This window comes from Serratia sp. G204Y, from assembly GCF_051172435.1.
GTDB classification, from domain to species: Bacteria; Pseudomonadota; Gammaproteobacteria; order Enterobacterales; family Enterobacteriaceae; genus Serratia; species Serratia sarumanii.
The window spans coordinates 1-18,232 of record NZ_JBPIZA010000008.1; the positions used below are offsets into that span (position 1 = coordinate 1).

16 protein-coding genes and 1 rRNA gene are annotated in these 18,232 nt (G+C 57.8%); 9 read left to right on the top strand and 8 right to left on the bottom strand.

All coding sequences use genetic code 11. From position 1 onward, the window contains the following. Positions 1–5: 5 nt before the first annotated feature. A 5S ribosomal RNA gene (gene rrf, locus ACSBQQ_RS22860) occupies positions 6–121 on the top strand. A gap of 72 nt (positions 122–193) precedes the next feature. On the opposite strand, the gene mobB is transcribed toward rrf, so the two are convergent. Then, positions 194–712, bottom strand: coding sequence for a molybdopterin-guanine dinucleotide biosynthesis protein MobB (mobB, locus tag ACSBQQ_RS22865; RefSeq protein ID WP_033654511.1), 519 nt, complete (start codon positions 710–712; stop codon positions 194–196). Next, entirely contained in the window at positions 709–1,299 is a 591-nt protein-coding gene (mobA, locus tag ACSBQQ_RS22870; protein WP_060427004.1) for a molybdenum cofactor guanylyltransferase MobA, read from the bottom strand. The genes mobB and mobA overlap by 4 nt, the downstream gene beginning before the upstream one ends. Positions 1,300–1,447: 148 nt before the next feature. On the opposite strand from mobA, the gene ACSBQQ_RS22875 reads away from it, so the two are divergent. From ACSBQQ_RS22875 to dsbA, 3 genes are all read left to right on the top strand, one after another. Further along, on the top strand, positions 1,448–1,717 hold the full coding sequence (locus tag ACSBQQ_RS22875) for a YihD family protein (protein ID WP_033638631.1): 270 nt from the start codon (positions 1,448–1,450) through the stop codon (positions 1,715–1,717). A 98-nt stretch (positions 1,718–1,815) separates the two neighbouring features. After that, on the top strand, positions 1,816–2,802 hold the full coding sequence (locus ACSBQQ_RS22880; RefSeq protein ID WP_060427002.1) for a serine/threonine protein kinase: 987 nt from the start codon (positions 1,816–1,818) through the stop codon (positions 2,800–2,802). A 29-nt stretch (positions 2,803–2,831) separates the two neighbouring features. Further along, on the top strand, positions 2,832–3,455 hold the full coding sequence (gene dsbA, locus ACSBQQ_RS22885; RefSeq protein ID WP_004931264.1) for a thiol:disulfide interchange protein DsbA: 624 nt from the start codon (positions 2,832–2,834) through the stop codon (positions 3,453–3,455). Positions 3,456–3,501: 46 nt separating this feature from the next. Here the strand turns inward: dsbA and ACSBQQ_RS22890 are convergent, their stop codons facing one another. Further along, entirely contained in the window at positions 3,502–4,398 is an 897-nt protein-coding gene (locus tag ACSBQQ_RS22890) for an acyltransferase (protein WP_033636498.1), read from the bottom strand. A 497-nt stretch (positions 4,399–4,895) separates the two neighbouring features. Here ACSBQQ_RS22890 and polA point away from each other — a divergent pair, with 497 nt between their 5' ends. Then, positions 4,896–7,697, top strand: a complete 2,802-nt coding sequence (gene polA / locus ACSBQQ_RS22895) for a DNA polymerase I (RefSeq protein ID WP_060427000.1) — start codon at positions 4,896–4,898, stop codon at positions 7,695–7,697. 517 nt (positions 7,698–8,214) lie between these two features. Here the strand turns inward: polA and yihA are convergent. Beyond that, complete coding sequence (gene yihA, locus ACSBQQ_RS22900; protein WP_019452177.1) at positions 8,215–8,859, bottom strand: ribosome biogenesis GTP-binding protein YihA/YsxC; 645 nt, start codon at positions 8,857–8,859, stop codon at positions 8,215–8,217. Positions 8,860–9,364: 505 nt separating this feature from the next. On the opposite strand from yihA, the gene ACSBQQ_RS22905 reads away from it, so the two are divergent. The 3 genes from ACSBQQ_RS22905 to hemN all read left to right on the top strand — a co-directional run bounded on the left by ACSBQQ_RS22905 (position 9,365) and on the right by hemN (position 11,689). Continuing rightward, entirely contained in the window at positions 9,365–9,568 is a 204-nt protein-coding gene (locus tag ACSBQQ_RS22905; protein WP_223182053.1) for a hypothetical protein, read from the top strand. A 25-nt stretch (positions 9,569–9,593) separates the two neighbouring features. Next, entirely contained in the window at positions 9,594–10,133 is a 540-nt protein-coding gene (gene yihI / locus ACSBQQ_RS22910; protein ID WP_071883854.1) for a Der GTPase-activating protein YihI, read from the top strand. A gap of 182 nt (positions 10,134–10,315) precedes the next feature. Then, positions 10,316–11,689, top strand: coding sequence for an oxygen-independent coproporphyrinogen III oxidase (hemN, locus tag ACSBQQ_RS22915; RefSeq protein ID WP_048322033.1), 1,374 nt, complete (start codon positions 10,316–10,318; stop codon positions 11,687–11,689). Between the two features lie 34 nt (positions 11,690–11,723). On the opposite strand, the gene ACSBQQ_RS22920 is transcribed toward hemN, so the two are convergent. The 4 genes from ACSBQQ_RS22920 to glnA form a co-directional block, all read right to left on the bottom strand. Next, positions 11,724–11,846 carry a YshB family small membrane protein gene (locus tag ACSBQQ_RS22920; protein ID WP_015379453.1) on the bottom strand — a complete coding sequence of 41 codons (123 nt, stop codon included), beginning with the start codon at positions 11,844–11,846 and terminating at the stop codon, positions 11,724–11,726. A gap of 113 nt (positions 11,847–11,959) precedes the next feature. After that, positions 11,960–13,372: a nitrogen regulation protein NR(I) gene (gene glnG / locus ACSBQQ_RS22925; RefSeq protein ID WP_048322032.1), complete on the bottom strand. Its 1,413-nt coding sequence runs from the start codon at positions 13,370–13,372 to the stop codon at positions 11,960–11,962. Between the two features lie 8 nt (positions 13,373–13,380). Beyond that, positions 13,381–14,430: a nitrogen regulation protein NR(II) gene (glnL, locus tag ACSBQQ_RS22930; protein ID WP_004931246.1), complete on the bottom strand. Its 1,050-nt coding sequence runs from the start codon at positions 14,428–14,430 to the stop codon at positions 13,381–13,383. A gap of 193 nt (positions 14,431–14,623) precedes the next feature. Beyond that, entirely contained in the window at positions 14,624–16,033 is a 1,410-nt protein-coding gene (gene glnA / locus ACSBQQ_RS22935; protein WP_004931244.1) for a glutamate--ammonia ligase, read from the bottom strand. Between the two features lie 370 nt (positions 16,034–16,403). Here glnA and typA point away from each other — a divergent pair, with 370 nt between their 5' ends. Beyond that, a complete protein-coding gene (typA, locus tag ACSBQQ_RS22940) occupies positions 16,404–18,227 on the top strand; it encodes a ribosome-dependent GTPase TypA (protein WP_004931243.1) in 1,824 nt (607 codons plus the stop codon). Positions 18,228–18,232: the final 5 nt, after the last annotated feature.

Sequence of the window (18,232 nt, forward strand, 5' to 3'; positions counted from 1 at the left end):
ATTTGCCTGGCGGCAATAGCGCGGTGGTCCCACCTGACCCCATGCCGAACTCAGAAGTGAAACGCCGTAGCGCCGATGGTAGTGTGGGGTCTCCCCATGCGAGAGTAGGACACTGCCAGGCATCAAACCAAGCCGAAAGCCCTGAACTGACGTTCAGGGCTTTTTGCTATGCGTAAAACGCAAAAAAGCGCAGCTACGCTGCGCCTTTCAACCACTCGACAATAAAGTCGGCGATGCTTTCCGGTTGATTGAGATCCAACTGCTTAGCCGCGATGGATAGCGGCTGGTCGCTGGCTACCGCCACGACAAATTTATCCAGCATGTCTTCCAACGGTCTGCCGATCTCGGCCCGATAAAGCAGGATCTTGCTGACCGGCTCATGTTTGAACCCTTCCACCAGAATCAAATCGACCTTATCGGCGTCAAAACGCCCTGCCAGGTAGCGTAGATCCAAAGGTTGTTGCTCCGGCGTTTCGGTCATCAATGCCCAACGGCGATCGCTGGCGACCAGCGTTTGGTCGGCACCCGCTTTGCGCAGCTCATAGCTGTCTTTACCCGGCGTATCCACATCCATGTCGTGATGCGTATGCTTTATCAGCCCAACCCGCACCTGGCGCTGTTTCAGCATTGGGATCAATTGCTTGAGCAGGGTGGTTTTCCCCGTCCCGCTGTAGGCGCCTATGGCCAGCAAAGGGGGCAATGAACGATTCATGTTTTTAGCTCTCGTGCTTGCTGCCAGTGCAGGCAGTCTTCCGGCGTATTCAGGTTATGAAATGCCGTTTGCTGCCCGCTGAACACCACGCGTTGTGCGTTAATCTGATGCAAGAACAGCATCAGCTTGCGTTCACCGCGCGCCAGATAGTCGGCCAGCTGCGGCGCTATTTGGCTATGCAATAATGCCAGCGTAGGGTGATCTCGTTCACCATCGCTGGCAAAGGCTGCTGGCGCCGCGCCTTTTTGCCGCCATAGCTGCGCGACTAAGTCGGCGGGAAAGTCGGGGACGTCACAAGGGACGAAGGCCACCCACTCGCTGGGGGCCTGTTTGAGCCCGGCGAGCATCCCGGCCAACGGCCCGGCGAAATCGGGCGTCAGATCGCCAATCACCGGCAAACCGCTCGCCTGGTAACGTGCCTGATTGCGATTGGCGCTGATGGCGACGGAAGCCACTTGCGGCCGTAACCGAGCCAATACGTGTTGATAGAGTGCGATACCGGCAATCGACACCAGGCCTTTGTCTTCACCGCCCATACGCGTGGCCCGTCCGCCGGCCAAAATGACGCCGCTGATTTCTTTATGCATCTCGTTTATCCCGCTTTGTCGATGCGCTGATTGTAGCGCTAAAGCCAGCGCGACATCAGGATTTACCTTTATTGACAAGCCGGTTCTTTCACTGCGTGGGTAAGCCTGTTACTTTGTGAGTTTATTCATGCTATTGGACGATATTGAGATGAAAACGCATCGCGTAAACGAGTTGATCGAGCTGTTGCACCCGGCCTGGCAGGAAGATCCCGATCTCAATTTGATGCAGTTTTTGCAAAAGCTGGCACAGGAAGCGGGCTTCCAGGGCGAGTTGTCCGAACTGAGCGACGACATTCTTATTTACCATCTGAAAATGCGCGGCAGCGCCGGCACGGATCAGATCCCGGGCCTGAAGAAAGATTACGAAGAAGATTTTAAAACGGCGCTGTTGCGCGCTCGCGGCGTTATCAAGGACTGATCCTCGCGCGGTGCGAGAAAGCATAGCTCGTGAAAGGCGCCATTAATGCTACTATTTCTCATTCCCGGCACCGTGCTGTCAGCGATCAAACGAACGTTATGAATAACTCTGCTTTTAATTTCGACACCCTGTCGCCCGATTTGATTATGGACGCGCTAGAAGGGGTTGGCCTGCGCGTCGATTCCGGCCTGACGGCGCTGAACAGCTATGAGAACCGCGTCTATCAGTTTATGGACGAAGATCGCCGGCGCTACGTAGTGAAGTTTTACCGCCCGGAGCGCTGGAGCGCCGCACAAATCGGTGAGGAACATCAGTTCGCTCTGGATCTGGCCAGCGCGGAAATTCCTGCGGTGGCGCCGCTGGCGCTGCAAGGCGCTACGCTGCATACGCACGGTGGATTCTTCTTTACCCTGTTTCCCAGCGTGGGCGGGCGCCAATATGAGATAGACAACCTGGATCAGTTGGAATGGGTGGGTCGTTTTCTGGGCCGTATCCATCAGGTCGGCGGCGAGCGTTTGTTCGCCGAACGGCCGACGATGGGGGTTGAAGAATATCTCACCGCCCCGCGTCAGGTGTTGGCCGATTGCGGGCTGTTGCCGGCAGCACAGCGTGACGCGTTCCTGCTGGCAACGGACAACCTGATTGTGGCGATCAAGGCGCACTGGCATCTGGACTGGCAGCCGCGCCGTTTGCACGGTGATTGCCATCCGGGCAATATTCTGTGGCGCGACGGCCCGCTGTTCGTCGATCTTGATGACGCGCGTAACGGCCCGGCGGTGCAGGATTTGTGGATGCTGCTGCACGGTGAGCGGCGCGATCAATTGATGCAGCTGGACGTCTTGCTGGAAGCGTACGGCGAATTTGCCGAGTTCGACCAACGCGAGCTGGCGTTGATTGAGCCGCTGCGGGCAATGCGCATGGTGTATTACCTGGCCTGGGTCGCCCGCCGTTGGCAGGATCCGGCCTTCCCTAAGAGTTTTCCGTGGATGGCGGAGTCTGATTTCTGGTTGTCTCAGACTGCGGCCTTCACCGAACAGGTTAAGCTGTTGCAGGAGCCCCCTCTGCAGCTGACGCCAATGTATTGAAGCTTTAACACAATGGAGAGTTTAGTCTTATGAAAAAAATATGGTTGGCGCTCGTTGGCATGGTGATGGCCTTCAGTGCCTCGGCGGCACAGTTCAGCGATGGCGCTCAGTACGTGACCCTGGACAAGCCGGTGACCGGTGAGCCTCAGGTGCTGGAGTTCTTCTCCTTCTACTGCCCGCACTGCTACCAGTTCGAGCAGGTCTATCACGTGTCCGAGAACGTGAAGAAGGCGCTGCCTGCCGGCACCAAAATGACCAAGTACCACGTTGAGTTCCTGGGGCCGCTGGGCAAACAGCTGACTCAGGCATGGGCGGTGGCGATGGCGCTGGGCGTGGAAGACAAGGTAAGCCCGTTGATGTTTGAAGCGGTGCAGAAAACCCAGACCGTGCAAACGCCGGACGATATCCGTAACGTCTTCGTGAAAGCGGGCGTGACCGCCGCAGATTATGACGCGGCATGGAACAGCTTCGTGGTGAAATCTCTGGTGGTTCAACAGGAGAAAGCCGCGGAAGATCTGCAACTGCGCGGTGTGCCGGCGGTATTCGTGAACGGCAAATACATGGTTAAAAACGATGGCCTGGACACCAGCTCGATGGACGCTTACGTGAAGCAGTTCGCCGACGTGGTTAAATTCCTCAGCCAGCAGAAATAAGCCAGATTCAACATGAAAAACGCCGGCGTTCGTTGCCGGCGTTTTTTTATCCGTATTGCCGCTTCAATTTATCCAGCAGCCGGTCTTTTTCCTGCCACAGCGTATTCAGCCACAGTTGGAAACGCCGCTTGAACTGCTTGTCGTTGAAATAGTCCCCGTGCAGGGTTTCATCGATCGGTAGCGTCTCTATTCTTACCACGATGCGCGTCAAACGACCGCACAGCATATCCAGAAAAGGCCGTTGGTTATTTTCCGGATAGAGCAGGGTGACGTTCAACACTTTGTCGAACTGATTGCCCAGCGCGCTAAGGGTAAACGCGATGCCGGCGGCTTTGGGCGCCAGCAAATTGCGATACGGCGAATTGCTTTTAATTTTCTTGGCTTCGGTGAAGCGCGAACCTTCGACGAAATTGACGATGGTGGTTGGACGTTGACGGAATTTTTCGCAGGAACGGCGCGTGGTTTCGATATCCTTGCCGCGCTTCTCCGGATGCTTGAGCAAATAGGCGCGGGAGTAACGCTTCATGAATGGCATATCCAGCGCCCAGCAGGCCAGGCCGACAAAAGGCACCCAGGCGAGCTGTTGCTTGAGGAAATACTTATTCATTGGAATATGATTTCTGAACAGCACGCACAACACGACAATGTCTGACCAGCTTTCGTGGTTGCTGATCAGCAGATACCAGTTTTTGCGATCCAGCCCTTCCAGCCCTTCAATATCCCAACGCAATTGCCCGTTAATGCGCAATAACAGCGCCAGCCCCTGACACCAACACCACATCATGAAATCGGCGAAAGCAGAGATATATCGCCAGACGGCGGGAATGGGCACCAGGAGTTTCACGATGCCGGCCAGCGTGATGGGGATAGAACACAACACCGTCACCAGAATGGTGAGTATGACGGAAATGATAAAAATAACAGGCGTTAACAATCTTGGCATGGTTATGGGCTGACGGTTGTTGGGAACATCGTTGCATGCCGAAGCGCATGAACAAAAGCCTATTTTAACAGAGAATGTCGGGGTAAAGCGCCGCTAAAAATCACTGTTTTTGGCCTCCCCGGATAACCATTTGCCGAGTTTTTGTGCAACTTGTCCAGCTTGTGCTAAGGTAATTGAGGCGCCGAATTTGATTAATAGTGCGATTAAAATCCGGCGAAAGTTATATCCACAAATTCAATAAAAGCCAGTAATAAAGCGTCGCCGGAATTCGTTCTTTTAACGCGGTGATTTAAATAGGAATTTTATTCGCCGTTATAACGATAATCACAACGTTATAATTCGGTCTCTTTTCTATGCACAAAGTTATCCACAGGTAAGATCTTGCGGATCCTCGCGCACAATCTCATCATTTTCGTCCGCAATGCACGCTAAGGTTCGTCTCCGGCGGCCAGCTATGGCATGCTTACCCCTATGTCCGATCACGATAAAGAAACGCTATGGCCCAGATTGCAGAAAACCCACTAATCCTGGTTGACGGTTCCTCCTACCTCTACCGCGCTTATCACGCCTTCCCGCCGCTGACCAACTCGGCGGGTGAGCCGACCGGCGCGATGTACGGCGTGCTGAATATGCTGCGCAGCCTGCTGCTGCAGTATCAACCGAGCCACGTTGCCGTGGTGTTTGATGCCAAAGGGAAGACCTTCCGCGATGATCTCTTCGCCGAATACAAATCGCACCGGCCACCGATGCCGGACGATCTGCGTGCGCAGATCGAGCCGCTGCATAACATGGTCAAGGCGATGGGCCTGCCGCTGCTGGTGACGCCCGGCGTTGAGGCGGACGACGTTATCGGTACGCTGGCGCTGGAGGCCGAAAAAGCTGGCCACGCGGTGCTGATCAGCACCGGCGACAAAGACATGGCGCAGTTGGTGACGCCGAACGTCACCCTGATCAACACCATGAACAACACCATCCTCGGCCCGCAGGAAGTGTGCGACAAGTACGGTATTCCGCCGGAGCTGATCATCGACTTCCTGGCGCTGATGGGCGATTCATCGGACAACATTCCCGGCGTGCCGGGCGTGGGTGAGAAAACCGCTCAGGCGTTGCTGCAGGGTATCGGCGGGCTGGATGCGCTGTATGGCAATCTGGAGAATATCGCCACGCTGAGCTTCCGCGGCGCCAAAACCATGGCGGCCAAGCTGGAGCAGAACAAAGAGGTCGCGTACCTCTCCTATAAGCTGGCGACGATCAAAACCGACGTTGAGCTGGATCTGACCTGCGCGGATCTGACGGTCTCTGCACCGGATGTCGATACGCTGCAGCAGCTGTTCAAACAGTACGAATTCAAACGCTGGCTGGCGGACGTGGAAGCCGGCGTATGGCTGGAAAACAAGAAAGGCGCGGGAGCGAAAGCTGCCGGCGGCGCCAAACCGGCCGCCGCCGCCGCGGAAGCGCCGAAGGCGCTGGCGGAGGCCAAGCTGTCCCAGGACGGTTATGTCACCATTCTGGATGAAGCGACCTTTACCGACTGGCTGGCGCGGCTGAAAAAGGCCGACGTGTTTGCCTTCGATACCGAAACCGACGGTCTGGATACCCTGACCGCCAACCTGATCGGCCTGTCCTTCGCGATCGCGCCGGGCGAGGCGGCTTATTTGCCGGTGGCGCACGATTATCTGGACGCACCGCCACAGCTGGACCGCGCCTACGTGCTGGAAGCGCTCAAGCCGCTGCTGGAGGACGATAAGGCGCTGAAGGTCGGGCAAAACCTGAAGTTCGACATGAGCCTGCTGGCGCGCTACGGCATTGAGATGCGCGGCATCGCCTACGACACCATGCTGGAGTCCTATGTGCTGGACAGCGTCGGCGGCCGTCACGATATGGACAGCCTGGCCGATCGTTATCTGAGCCATAAAACCATCACCTTCGAAGAGATCGCCGGCAAGGGCAAAAACCAGCTGACGTTCAATCAGATCGCGCTGGAGCAGGCGGCGCCTTACGCCGCCGAAGACGCCGATGTCACGCTGCAGTTGCACCTGGCGATGTGGCCGCAGTTGAAACAGAGCGCAGAGCTGCTGACGGTGTTCAACGAGATTGAAATGCCGCTGCTGCCGGTGCTGTCGCATATCGAACGCACCGGGGTGCTGATCGATCCGGCCATTTTGTCGGCCCACTCCCAGGAGCTGGCCAAGCGTCTGGCTGAGCTGGAGGCGCAGGCCCACGAGCTGGCGGAAGAGCCGTTCAACCTGGCGTCGACCAAGCAGCTGCAGGCTATCTTGTACGAGAAACAAAAGTTGCCGGTGCTGAAGAAAACCCCGGGCGGTGCGCCTTCTACCAACGAAGAAGTGCTGGCCGAGCTGGCGCTGGATTACCCGCTGCCGAAGGTGATCTTGGAATACCGCGGCCTAGCGAAGCTGAAGACCACCTATACCGACAAGCTGCCGCTGATGATTAACCCGGTCAGCGGCCGGGTACACACCTCGTACCATCAGGCGGTGACTGCGACCGGCCGTCTCTCCTCGAGCGATCCGAACCTGCAGAACATCCCGGTGCGCAACGAAGAAGGGCGGCGCATCCGCCAGGCTTTCATCGCGCCGGAAGGCTACCGCATCGTCGCGGCCGACTACTCGCAGATCGAGCTGCGCATCATGGCGCATCTGTCACAGGATGAAGGGCTGCTGAAGGCCTTCGCCGAAGGGAAAGACATTCACCGCGCCACGGCGTCGGAAGTCTTCGGCGTGCCGTTGGATAAAGTGACCGGCGAACAGCGCCGCAGCGCCAAGGCGATTAACTTTGGCCTGATTTACGGCATGAGCGCCTTCGGCCTGGCGCGCCAGTTGGGGATCCCGCGTGGGGAAGCCCAGCGCTATATGGATCTGTACTTCGAGCGTTACCCGGGCGTGCTGGACTACATGGAGCGCACCCGTCAACAGGCTTCCGAACAGGGCTATGTCAGCACGCTGGACGGGCGCCGCCTGTACCTGCCGGACGTCCGCTCCAGCAACGCCATGCGCCGCAAGGCGGCCGAGCGCGCCGCCATCAACGCCCCGATGCAGGGCACCGCGGCCGATATCATCAAGCGTGCGATGATCGAGGTCGACGCCTGGCTGCAAGGGCAGGAGAAGCCGTTGGTGCGCGCGATCATGCAGGTGCACGATGAATTGGTATTTGAGGTGCATGAGTCGGTGATCGAAGAAGCCAGCCAACGCATCCGTCAATTGATGGAAGGCAGCATGACCCTGGCGGTGCCGCTGAAGGTCGACGTGGGCGTCGGCATGAACTGGGATGAGGCGCACTGATTACCGGGTTATCGCCGGATGCGCTAACTGGCGATAACCTAAGCACTTTTCGTAATTAAGCTACAAGATGCGGCGATAGTTTCCCCAACTTCGCCGTTCTTGCGCCGCAAATTGTGTAAGTAAACTACAAAAAATTCTTTTGCCCTGCGAAAAAATAAGGTAGAGTTACAGGCGTAGGGTACAGAGGTAAGATGTTCTATCTTTCAGACCTTTTACTTCACGTAATCGGATTTGGCTGAATATTTAGCCGCCCCAGTCAGTATTGACTGGGGCGTTTTTTATTGTAAAAACAGCAGCAAACCATACGTTTTTCCTATCGCTCCGCACCGCTTTTCGTTCCTGCTTTCCTCCTTTCGACTCGCGTAATCCGGCGAGATAAGCCAGCCCTGGCGATAAGTTTTTATGATGGCTTTATTTCAGAACTGTAATTAGATAACAAAAAATCCCGCCTGCGGCTGAACTGCGGGTATAAAAAAGCCGATGCGGCGAGGCATCGGCTCTGGCGTTCGGCCTGGGCTTATTCGCCGGCTTCGTCTTCCGGCAGCACTTCCGGTGGGATCTCGTTAAACCAGGTGTCCAGCTTCTGGCGCAGCTTGTCGACGCCGATCTTCTTCAGCGACGAGAAGGCTTCAACCTGGATATCCCCCATAAACGGCAGCACCGCTTCACGCACCATATTGAGCTGCGCCTTGCGTGCGCCGGAGGCCAGCTTGTCGGCCTTGGTCAGCAGCACCAGCACCGGCGTGCCGACGTCGACCGCCCACTGGATCATCTGCTGGTCGAGATCTTTCAGCGGATGGCGAATATCCATCAGCACCACCAGGCCTTTCAGGCTGTTGCGCATCTGCAGGTATTCGCCCAGCGCGCGCTGCCATTTGCGCTTCATCTCTTCCGGCACTTCGGCGTAGCCGTAACCCGGCAGGTCGACCAGGCGGATGCCGTCTTCCACTTCGAACAGGTTGATCAGCTGGGTGCGCCCCGGCGTCTTACTGGTGCGCGCCAGGCTTTTTTGGTTGGTCAGCGTATTCAGCGCGCTGGATTTCCCGGCGTTGGAACGGCCGGCAAAGGCGACTTCAATTCCTGCATCCCCCGGCAGATGGCGAATATCGGGTGCGCTGGTGACGAAATGGGTCACATGATAGTTGTAGTTCTTGCTGGTCAAAATTTTTCGTCTCCGTGAGGATGGCTAACTGGTTGGCGATTATAACTGCATCAGCGGTAAAAATGGCGTGTTTCTCGGTTTTTAAGCGGCGGGACGCGATAAAACGACAGTTATGCCGCGCGTACGTTGTGAGACATTTGCCATTCGAATCGCGGGTAATGTCGCTTTATTCGAAAGTGATGTTTCTGTTTTTATTTTAAAAACAATATGTTGTTTTTTCGTTGTAGGGAAATGTCGTCCAAATCGGCGTCAGGTGCCTTGAGCCTTGGCAACAATAACGTAAAGTAGTCGTTAACGCAGGGTTGCGCAGGATTAAGGAACATCCGGGAAGGATGACAAATCTCAGGGAATGCACAGGGCGTGCAATGAGTGCCAGGATGAACGCAACAGGAAGTGACCCTTTCGCACCGGAACAGGCGGCAGGCACATCGGATGGTGAAGTATTGGCAGTTTGGATGCCGGCAGGAAGCGCGCTCGGGAAGAGCGGATGCGAATGGATTGCGCCATGGACGATTTTTCTTTCAGGATGAAGGACGTAGTGGCAGGGAATGCGGTTATAGCAGAAGGAAAAACCGGGATGTTGCATGTGCGCAAGGAGCGCGTAACAGGAATACCCTTCGCAAGAAGGTGCGAAATAGGCGGCAGGTTTAACCTGCCGCCTTTTTTCTTTGTCCGCTTTCTGCTAGATTCCGCCGCAATTCTATACTGAATCTACATACCTAAGAGCACACGCTATGAACCAGCCATCAAAAGCACCTCGCGGCAGCGCGGCGAAGTCAAAAACGAAAAAGAAAAGCCGTATGGAGCTCGATCAGGAAGCGCGCGAGCGCAAACGCCTGAAAAAGCGCCGCGGCCACGCTTCCGGTTCGCGCACCCAGGTCGAGTCCGGCAGCCAGAAGAACAAATCGGCGGCGGAAGCCAAAGATCCGCGTATCGGCAGTAAAGTGCCGGTAGCGCTGGTGGTCGACGAAACCAAAGTAAAGGCCAAACCGCAGCCGAAGCCAAAGGCCGAAGCGAAACCGCGCCTGTCGCCGGAAGAAGAGCTGGCGAAGCTGGAAAATGACGAACGCCTGAACGCGCTGCTGGATCGCATCGACGATGGCGAAACGCTGAACGCGGAAGAGCAGACCTATGTCGACAAAACGTTGGATCGCATCGATGTGCTGATGGACGTGTTGGGCATCGAACTGGGTGAAGACGACGACGAAGAAGAAGAGAAGCAGGAAGATATTCTGAAGCTGCTGAAAGGCGGCAACCCGAAAGACGCTTTTTAACACGCTATGTGGCTAATCCCGGCAATAGCCCTACTCTTGATGTGTTATCTGCTGTGGTTATTCGGTAAACTATGGCGGCTGTCTAAGCGCAAAGCGCGTTTTCGCAGCGCTTCCGTGGCCAGACAGCGCAGACAACCGCCTCTCTCCAGGCCCGGTAGAAAAAGATATCGGAAGGAGTGAGCATGTCAGAGCAGACGATTGTCTGGGATTTGGCCCTGATCCAAAAATATAACTACTCAGGGCCGCGTTATACTTCATACCCCACGGCGCTGGAGTTTAACCAGCGCTACGACGAAGCGGCGTTTCAACGCGCCGCTGCGCGTTACCCTGAGCGGCCGCTGTCGCTGTATGTGCATATCCCTTTCTGTCATAAGCTGTGTTACTTCTGCGGCTGCAACAAGCTGGTGACGCGCCAGACCCACAAGGCCGACGAGTACCTGAACGTTTTGGCGCAAGAGATCGCCAGCCGTGCGCCGCTGTTCGCCGGCCGCAAGGTCGGCCAGATGCACTGGGGCGGCGGTACGCCGACCTACCTGGATAAAGCGCAAATCAGCCGGTTGGTGGCGTTGCTGCGCGAACACTTTGATTTCCTGCCCGATGCGGAGATGTCGATCGAGGTCGATCCGCGCGAGATAGAGCTGGATGTGCTCGATCATTTACGCGTCGAAGGCTTTAACCGTCTGAGCATGGGGGTGCAGGATTTCAACAAGCAGGTGCAGCAGTTGGTCAACCGCGAGCAGGACGAAGCCTTTATCTTCGCCCTGATTGAGCGGGCCAAAGCGCTGGGCTTCCGCTCGACCAATATCGATCTGATCTACGGCCTGCCGAAACAGACGCCGGAAAGCTTCGCTTTCACGCTGCAGCGGGTGGCTGAATTGAATCCCGATCGCCTCAGCGTGTTCAACTACGCGCATATGCCGAACTTGTTCGCCGCCCAGCGCAAAATCAAAGACGCCGATCTGCCCAGCGCCCAGCAGAAGCTGGATATCCTGCAACAGAGCATCGCTTTCCTGACCGGCGCCGGCTATCAGTTCATCGGCATGGATCACTTTGCGCGCCCGGACGACGAGCTGGCAATCGCCCAACGCGAAGGCAAGCTGCACCGCAATTTCCAGGGCTATACTACCCAGGGCGACAGCGATCTGCTGGGGTTGGGCGTGTCGGCCATCAGCATGCTCGGCGACAGCTATGCGCAGAACCAGAAAGAGCTGAAGCATTACTATGAGAGCGTACCGGCGCAGGGCAACGCCCTGTGGCGCGGGCTGGCGCTGACGGACGACGATTGCCTGCGGCGCGATCTGATCAAAACCCTGATCTGCAATTTCCGGTTGGCGTATCAGCCGCTCGAACGGCATTACGGCATCGATTTCACCGCTTACTTCGCCGAAGACCTGCAGCTGCTGGCGCCGTTTGAACGCGATGGGCTGGTGGAGCGCGACGAGCAGGGCATTCGCGTCACGCCACGCGGGCGCTTGCTGATCCGCAATATCTGCATGTGTTTCGATCGCTATCTGCGGCAACAGGCGCGCAGCCAGCAGTTCTCACGGGTGATCTGAGGATGAAAAAACAGCCGCTGATGCGGCTGTTTTTTTAACTGAAGAAGTTAATCAGCGCGGCGCACAATACCGCGGCAACCGCCGCCTGCGGGGTGTGGCTGGCGGCGGAGCCCAGCTCCGCGCCCTGAGAAATGAATACGATGAATGAGTCCAGCATCGTCAACCTCCAGAGTGTGCGACACGATCATACTGCGCCCGCACCGGCTGTAAAGCCTGCGGTTGGCGTTTTTTTGTGCGCCGGACGGCGTTTTTCATCATCCATCCCCGTTCCTAATCCATACCCAGCTCTTTGAGCTTGCGGGTCAGGGTATTACGCCCCCAGCCCAGCAGGCGCGCGGCTTCCTGTTTGTGCCCCTGGGTGTGGCGTAGCGCGGTGGTGAGCAGCGTGCGCTCCATCTCCGGCTGCGCTTCCGACAGCAGGTTTTGATGACCGGAACGCAGCGCGCGATCGGCCCACTGCGCCAGCAGCGTGGCCCAGCTGTCCGGCAGACTGTGGCTGGGGCTTTCCGGCGCGGCGGTTTCGAACAGCTCACCCGGCAGATCCTGGATCAGCACTTCCTGCCCGGCGGCCATCACCGTCAGCCAGCGGCAGGTGTTCTCCAGCTGGCGCACGTTGCCCGGCCAGGGCAGGCGGGTCAGCGCGGTTTCGGTTTCCGGGTGCAGGTTCTTGGCCTCGACGCCTAACTCTTTGGCGGCGATCTGCAGGAAGTGGCGCGCCAGCCGCGGGATGTCTTCACGGCGCTCGCGCAGCGGCGGCAGGTGTACGCGGATCACGTTCAGGCGGTGGAACAGATCCTCGCGGAACTTGCCTTCCTGCACCCGCAGCTCCAGATTCTGGTGCGTGGCGGCGATGATGCGCACGTCGACCTTCACCGGCGCATAGCCGCCGACCCGGTAGAACTGGCCGTCCGCCAGCACCCGCAGCAGGCGCGTTTGCACGTCGAGCGGCATATCGCCGATCTCGTCGAGGAACAGCGTGCCGCCGTCGGCCTGTTCAAAACGGCCCTGACGAATTTGGTTCGCGCCGGTGAAGGCGCCTTTCTCGTGGCCGAACAGCTCGGACTCGATCAGATCCTTGGGGATGGCGGCCATGTTCAGGGCGATGAACGGCGACTTGGCGCGCGGGCTGTGGCGGTGCAGCGCATGCGCCACCAGCTCCTTGCCGGTGCCGGATTCGCCGTTGATCAACACGCTGATCGACGAACGCGACAGCCGGCCGATGATGCGAAACACGTCCTGCATCGCCGGTGCCTCGCCGATGATGTCCGCCGCCGGATCGCTGGCCGGCTGGCTGCGCACCGGCTGCTGCTGCTCCTGATAATGGCTGATGGCGCGCTCGACCAGCGCCACCGCTTCGTCGATGTCGAACGGCTTCGGCAGGTAGTCGAAGGCCCCTTGCTGATAGGCGCTGACGGCGGCGTCCAAATCCGAATGCGCGGTCATGATGATCACCGGCAGCATCGGGTGGCGCTGTTTGATCTGCTTGAGCAGCGCCAGGCCGTCTATGCCCGGCATGCGGATATCGGACAGCAGCACGTCGGGGGTTTGCGTGGCCAAGGCTTCCAGCACGTCATTGCCGCCTTCGAAGGTGGCGCAGCTCAAGCCCGCGCCGGTGAGCGCGCGCTCAAGCACCCAGCGGATGGAGCTATCGTCATCGACGATCCAGACTATCCCTCGTTGCATAGCAAACCTCACTGACGAATGGGCAGGTAGACCGAGAATTCGGTATGACCTGGCCAACTGTTGAATTCAATTTTTCCGCAATGCTGATCGATAAGATTGCGGGCGATGGATAATCCCAGGCCGGTGCCGCCCTCGCGGCCGCTGACCATCGGGTAGAACAGCGTGTCCTGCAGCTGCGCCGGCACGCCGGGGCCGTCGTCTTCAACGTCGATGCGCGCCGCCAGCCGGTAGCGGGTGCCGTGCAGCGTAATCTGAAACGCGGTGCGGGTGCGCAGTGTGATGGTGCCGCCCGCTTCGCCCAGCGCCTGCAGCGCGTTGCGGGTAATGTTCAGCAGCACCTGTTCTATCTGATCCGGGTCGTGGGCCATTTCCGGCAGGCTCGGATCGTAATCGCGCACCAGCGTGACGTTATCCGGCATTTCCAGCGACACCAGCTGGCAGACGCGCTCCGCGACCTGATGGATGCTCTGGGTGATGTGCTGGCCGGGCCGCTGCGGGCCGAGCAGGCGATCCACCAGATTGCGCAGCCGATCGGCCTGCTCGATGATCACCTTGGTGTATTCGGTCAGCGCCGGATCGGGCAGCGCTTTGGCCAGCAGCTGTGCCGCGCCGCGCAGGCCGCCCAGCGGATTTTTAATCTCGTGCGCCAAACCGCGCACCAGATCGCGGGCCGCCACCTGTTGGGCATGCTGCAGCTGTTCCTGGCTCAGGCGGCGCTGATTGTCCATCGGCGCCAGCTCGACCAGAATATAGCCTTCCGGCAGCGCCTGAGCGGTCAGGGAAAGGATATGCGCACGGCCGTCGACCACCAGGGTCACTTCGTTGTCGGTGAAGCCCTGACCGGCGCGCAGGCTTTCACGCATCAAAGAGACGTTCAGCGAAAAATAACCGAGCAAATCGGGCAGCGGCGTGCCGAACAGCTTGCGGGAGCTTTGCGCCAGCAATTGCTGTGCCGCAGGGTTGGCGTAGTGAACCGCCAGAGAGTCATCCAACAGCAGGATGCTGTTGATGAGTGAATTGAGGATCTGCCCAGCATCGGGCAGCTTGCCAGTTGCCATACAGCAGACTCCTGCACCTTTTTAGTGCATCTATCCTACTCCATCCGGGATCGGCGCGGTATGGAATAGTTTTGCAGAAAATACGGTGGAGAAAAAAACCCATCCGAAGATGGGCTGAAAGTTTCCACGGCAACAAAAAAGCGATAACAAAAATGTGGGCGCCGTCCGCCTGCGCAGACGGCGCGGGTAGGGCTTAGACGCTGTAGTACAGTTCGAACTCAACCGGGTGTGGCGTCATGCGAATGCGGTCCATCTCTTCTTTGCGCAGTTCGATGTAGGCATCGATCGCATCGTCGGTGAACACGCCGCCGCGGGTCAGGAACTCGCGGTCTTCGTTCAGTGCGGCCATCGCCTCGTCCAGCGAGCCGGCCACTTTTGGGATCTCGGCTTCTTCTTCCGGCGGCAGGTCGTACAGGTTTTTGTCCATGGCGTCGCCAGGGTGGATCTTGTTGATGATGCCGTCCAGGCCGGCCATCAGCAGCGCGGCGAAGCACAGGTATGGGTTAGCCGCCGGATCCGGGAAGCGGGCTTCGATGCGGCGCGCTTTCGGGCTGGCGACCACCGGGATGCGGATGGACGCGGAGCGGTTACGGGCGGAGTAAGCCAGCATCACCGGCGCTTCGTAACCCGGCACCAAACGTTTGTACGAGTTGGTGGTCGGGTTGGCCAGGGCGTTGATCGCCTTGGCGTGCTTGATGATGCCGCCGATGTAGAACAGCGCGGTTTCAGACAGGCCGCCGTATTTGTCGCCGGCGAACAGGTTGGTGCCGTTCTTGGACAGCGACATGTGGCAGTGCATGCCGGAACCGTTGTCGCCGAACATAGGCTTCGGCATGAAGGTCGCGGTTTTGCCGAAAGCGTGCGCCACGTTGTGCACCACGTATTTGTAGATCTGAATTTCGTCGGCTTTCTTGGTCATGGTGTTGAAGCGGGTTGCCACTTCGTTCTGACCGGCGGTCGCCACTTCGTGGTGGTGCGCTTCAACCACCAGGCCCATCTCTTCCATGGTCAAGCACATGGTGGAACGCAGATCCTGCGAAGAGTCGACCGGTGGAACCGGGAAGTAACCGCCTTTCACCGCCGGACGGTGGCCTTTGTTGCCGCCGTCGTATTTTGTGCCGGAGTTCCAGGCGCCTTCGATGTCGTCGATGGCCACGTGGGAACCGCGGATGCTGCTGCCGAAGCGGATGTCGTCGAACAGGAAGAACTCAGGCTCTGGCCCGAACAGCACGGTATCCGCGATGCCGGAGGAGCGCAGGAAGTCTTCGGCGCGTTTGGAGATGGAGCGCGGGTCGCGATCGTAGCCTTGCATGGTGCCCGGCTCGAGAATGTCGCAGCGAATAATCAGGGTAGGTTCTTCGAAGAACGGATCCAGAACCGCCGTGCTGGCGTCCGGCATCAGCACCATGTCAGATTCGTTGATGCCCTTCCAACCACCGATAGAGGAGCCGTCAAACATTTTGCCTTCTTCGAAGAAGTCGGCGTTTACCTGGTGAGCCGGGATAGTCACGTGCTGTTCCTTACCCTTGGTGTCAGTGAAACGCAGGTCTACGAATTTCACTTCATGCTCATTCAGCATCGTCAAAACGTGTTCAGCGGACATACTTAACTCTCCCGGTTTATCATTGTCGTCGTCGTGGAACGAATCTGTGGAACTGGCTTTTTTTCGCCTTGAAAAGACTAAAGCGAAAAGCGTGCCAACTTTTTAAAAAGGCGTTCATCGCCTTTCTGCGCGGGTTTTACCCAGCCACAGTATGCACCATCAACGATAAATTGCACTGTTATGGTGCAATAAGGGTGGGCGCAGGCACCGAAATGGTGCAAAAGTGCAGCGATTGCGGCTTTTTGCACCGTGAAAGGGATCACAAACTGACCGGTACGCGGTTGTTTATAAGAGATGGTTGTGATCTTGTTTAGTCCCTCGCTTAATACGTGTACAATAGCGCGCTATTTCTAATGCCCGAGGCAAAGCTGTGATCGAAAATTTGCGTAACATCGCCATTATTGCCCACGTTGACCATGGTAAAACCACCCTGGTTGATAAGCTGCTGCAACAATCCGGTACTTTCGGAGAGCGTGCGGAAGCCACCGAACGCGTAATGGACTCCAACGATTTGGAGAAAGAGCGTGGGATTACCATCCTCGCAAAAAACACCGCCATTAATTGGAACGGTTACCGTATCAACATCGTAGATACCCCGGGACACGCCGACTTCGGCGGCGAGGTAGAGCGCGTGATGTCGATGGTTGACTCGGTGCTGCTGGTTGTGGATGCAATGGATGGCCCTATGCCGCAAACCCGCTTCGTGACCAAGAAGGCCTTCGCCAACGGTCTGAAGCCGATCGTGGTCATCAACAAGGTTGACCGTCCTGGCGCGCGCCCTGACTGGGTTGTGGATCAGGTGTTCGACCTGTTCGTGAACCTCGACGCGACCGACGAGCAGCTCGACTTCCCGATCATCTACGCTTCTGCGCTGAACGGCATCGCCGGCGTCGACCACACCGACATGGCGGAAGACATGACCCCGCTGTATCAGGCGATCGTCGACCACGTGTCTGCGCCGCAGGTTGAGCTGGAAGCGCCATTCCAGATGCAGATCTCCCAGTTGGACTACAACAACTACCTGGGCGTTATCGGCATCGGCCGCATCAAGCGCGGTAAAGTGAAGCCGAACCAGCAGGTCACCATCATCGACAGCGAAGGTAAAACTCGCAACGGTAAAGTGGGCAAAGTGCTGGGCCACCTGGGTCTGGAGCGTATCGACAGCACCTTGGCGGAAGCGGGCGACATCATCGCCATCACCGGCCTGGGCGAGCTGAACATCTCCGACACCATCTGCGACACCAACGCCGTAGAAGCGCTGCCGGCGCTGTCCGTCGACGAACCGACCGTCACCATGTTCTTCAACGTCAACACCTCGCCGTTCTGCGGTAAAGAAGGCAAGTACGTGACGTCGCGTCAGATCCTTGACCGTCTGAACAAAGAGCTGGTGCACAACGTAGCGCTGCGCGTTGAAGAAACCGACGATGCAGACGCCTTCCGCGTCTCCGGCCGTGGCGAACTGCACCTGTCGGTGCTGATCGAAAACATGCGTCGCGAAGGTTTCGAGCTGGCGGTTTCCCGTCCGAAAGTTATCTTCCGCGAAATCGATGGCCGCAAGCAGGAGCCATTCGAGAACGTGACGCTGGATATCGAAGAGCAGCATCAGGGTTCCGTGATGCAGGCGATGGGCGAGCGTAAAGCCGACCTGAAAAACATGGATCCGGACGGTAAGGGCCGCGTGCGTCTCGACTACGTGATCCCAAGCCGCGGTCTGATCGGCTTCCGTAACGAATTCATGACCATGACTTCGGGCACCGGTCTGCTGTACTCCACCTTCAGCCACTACGACGACGTGCGTCCGGGCGAAGTGGGCCAGCGTCAGAACGGCGTGCTGATCTCCAACGGCCAGGGCAAAGCGGTCGCGTTCGCGCTGTTCGGCCTGCAGGATCGCGGCAAGCTGTTCCTGGGCCACGGTGCGGAAGTGTATGAAGGCCAGATCATCGGTATTCACTCGCGTTCCAACGACCTGACCGTAAACTGCCTGACCGGTAAGAAGCTGACCAACATGCGTGCTTCCGGTACTGACGAAGCGACTACCCTGGTTCCGGCCATCAAAATGACCCTGGAGCAAGCTCTGGAGTTCATCGATGACGACGAACTGGTAGAAGTGACGCCAACCTCGATCCGTATCCGTAAGCGTCACCTGACGGAAAACGATCGTAAGCGTGCCAGCCGCGGTCCTAAAGACGCTTAATCGCT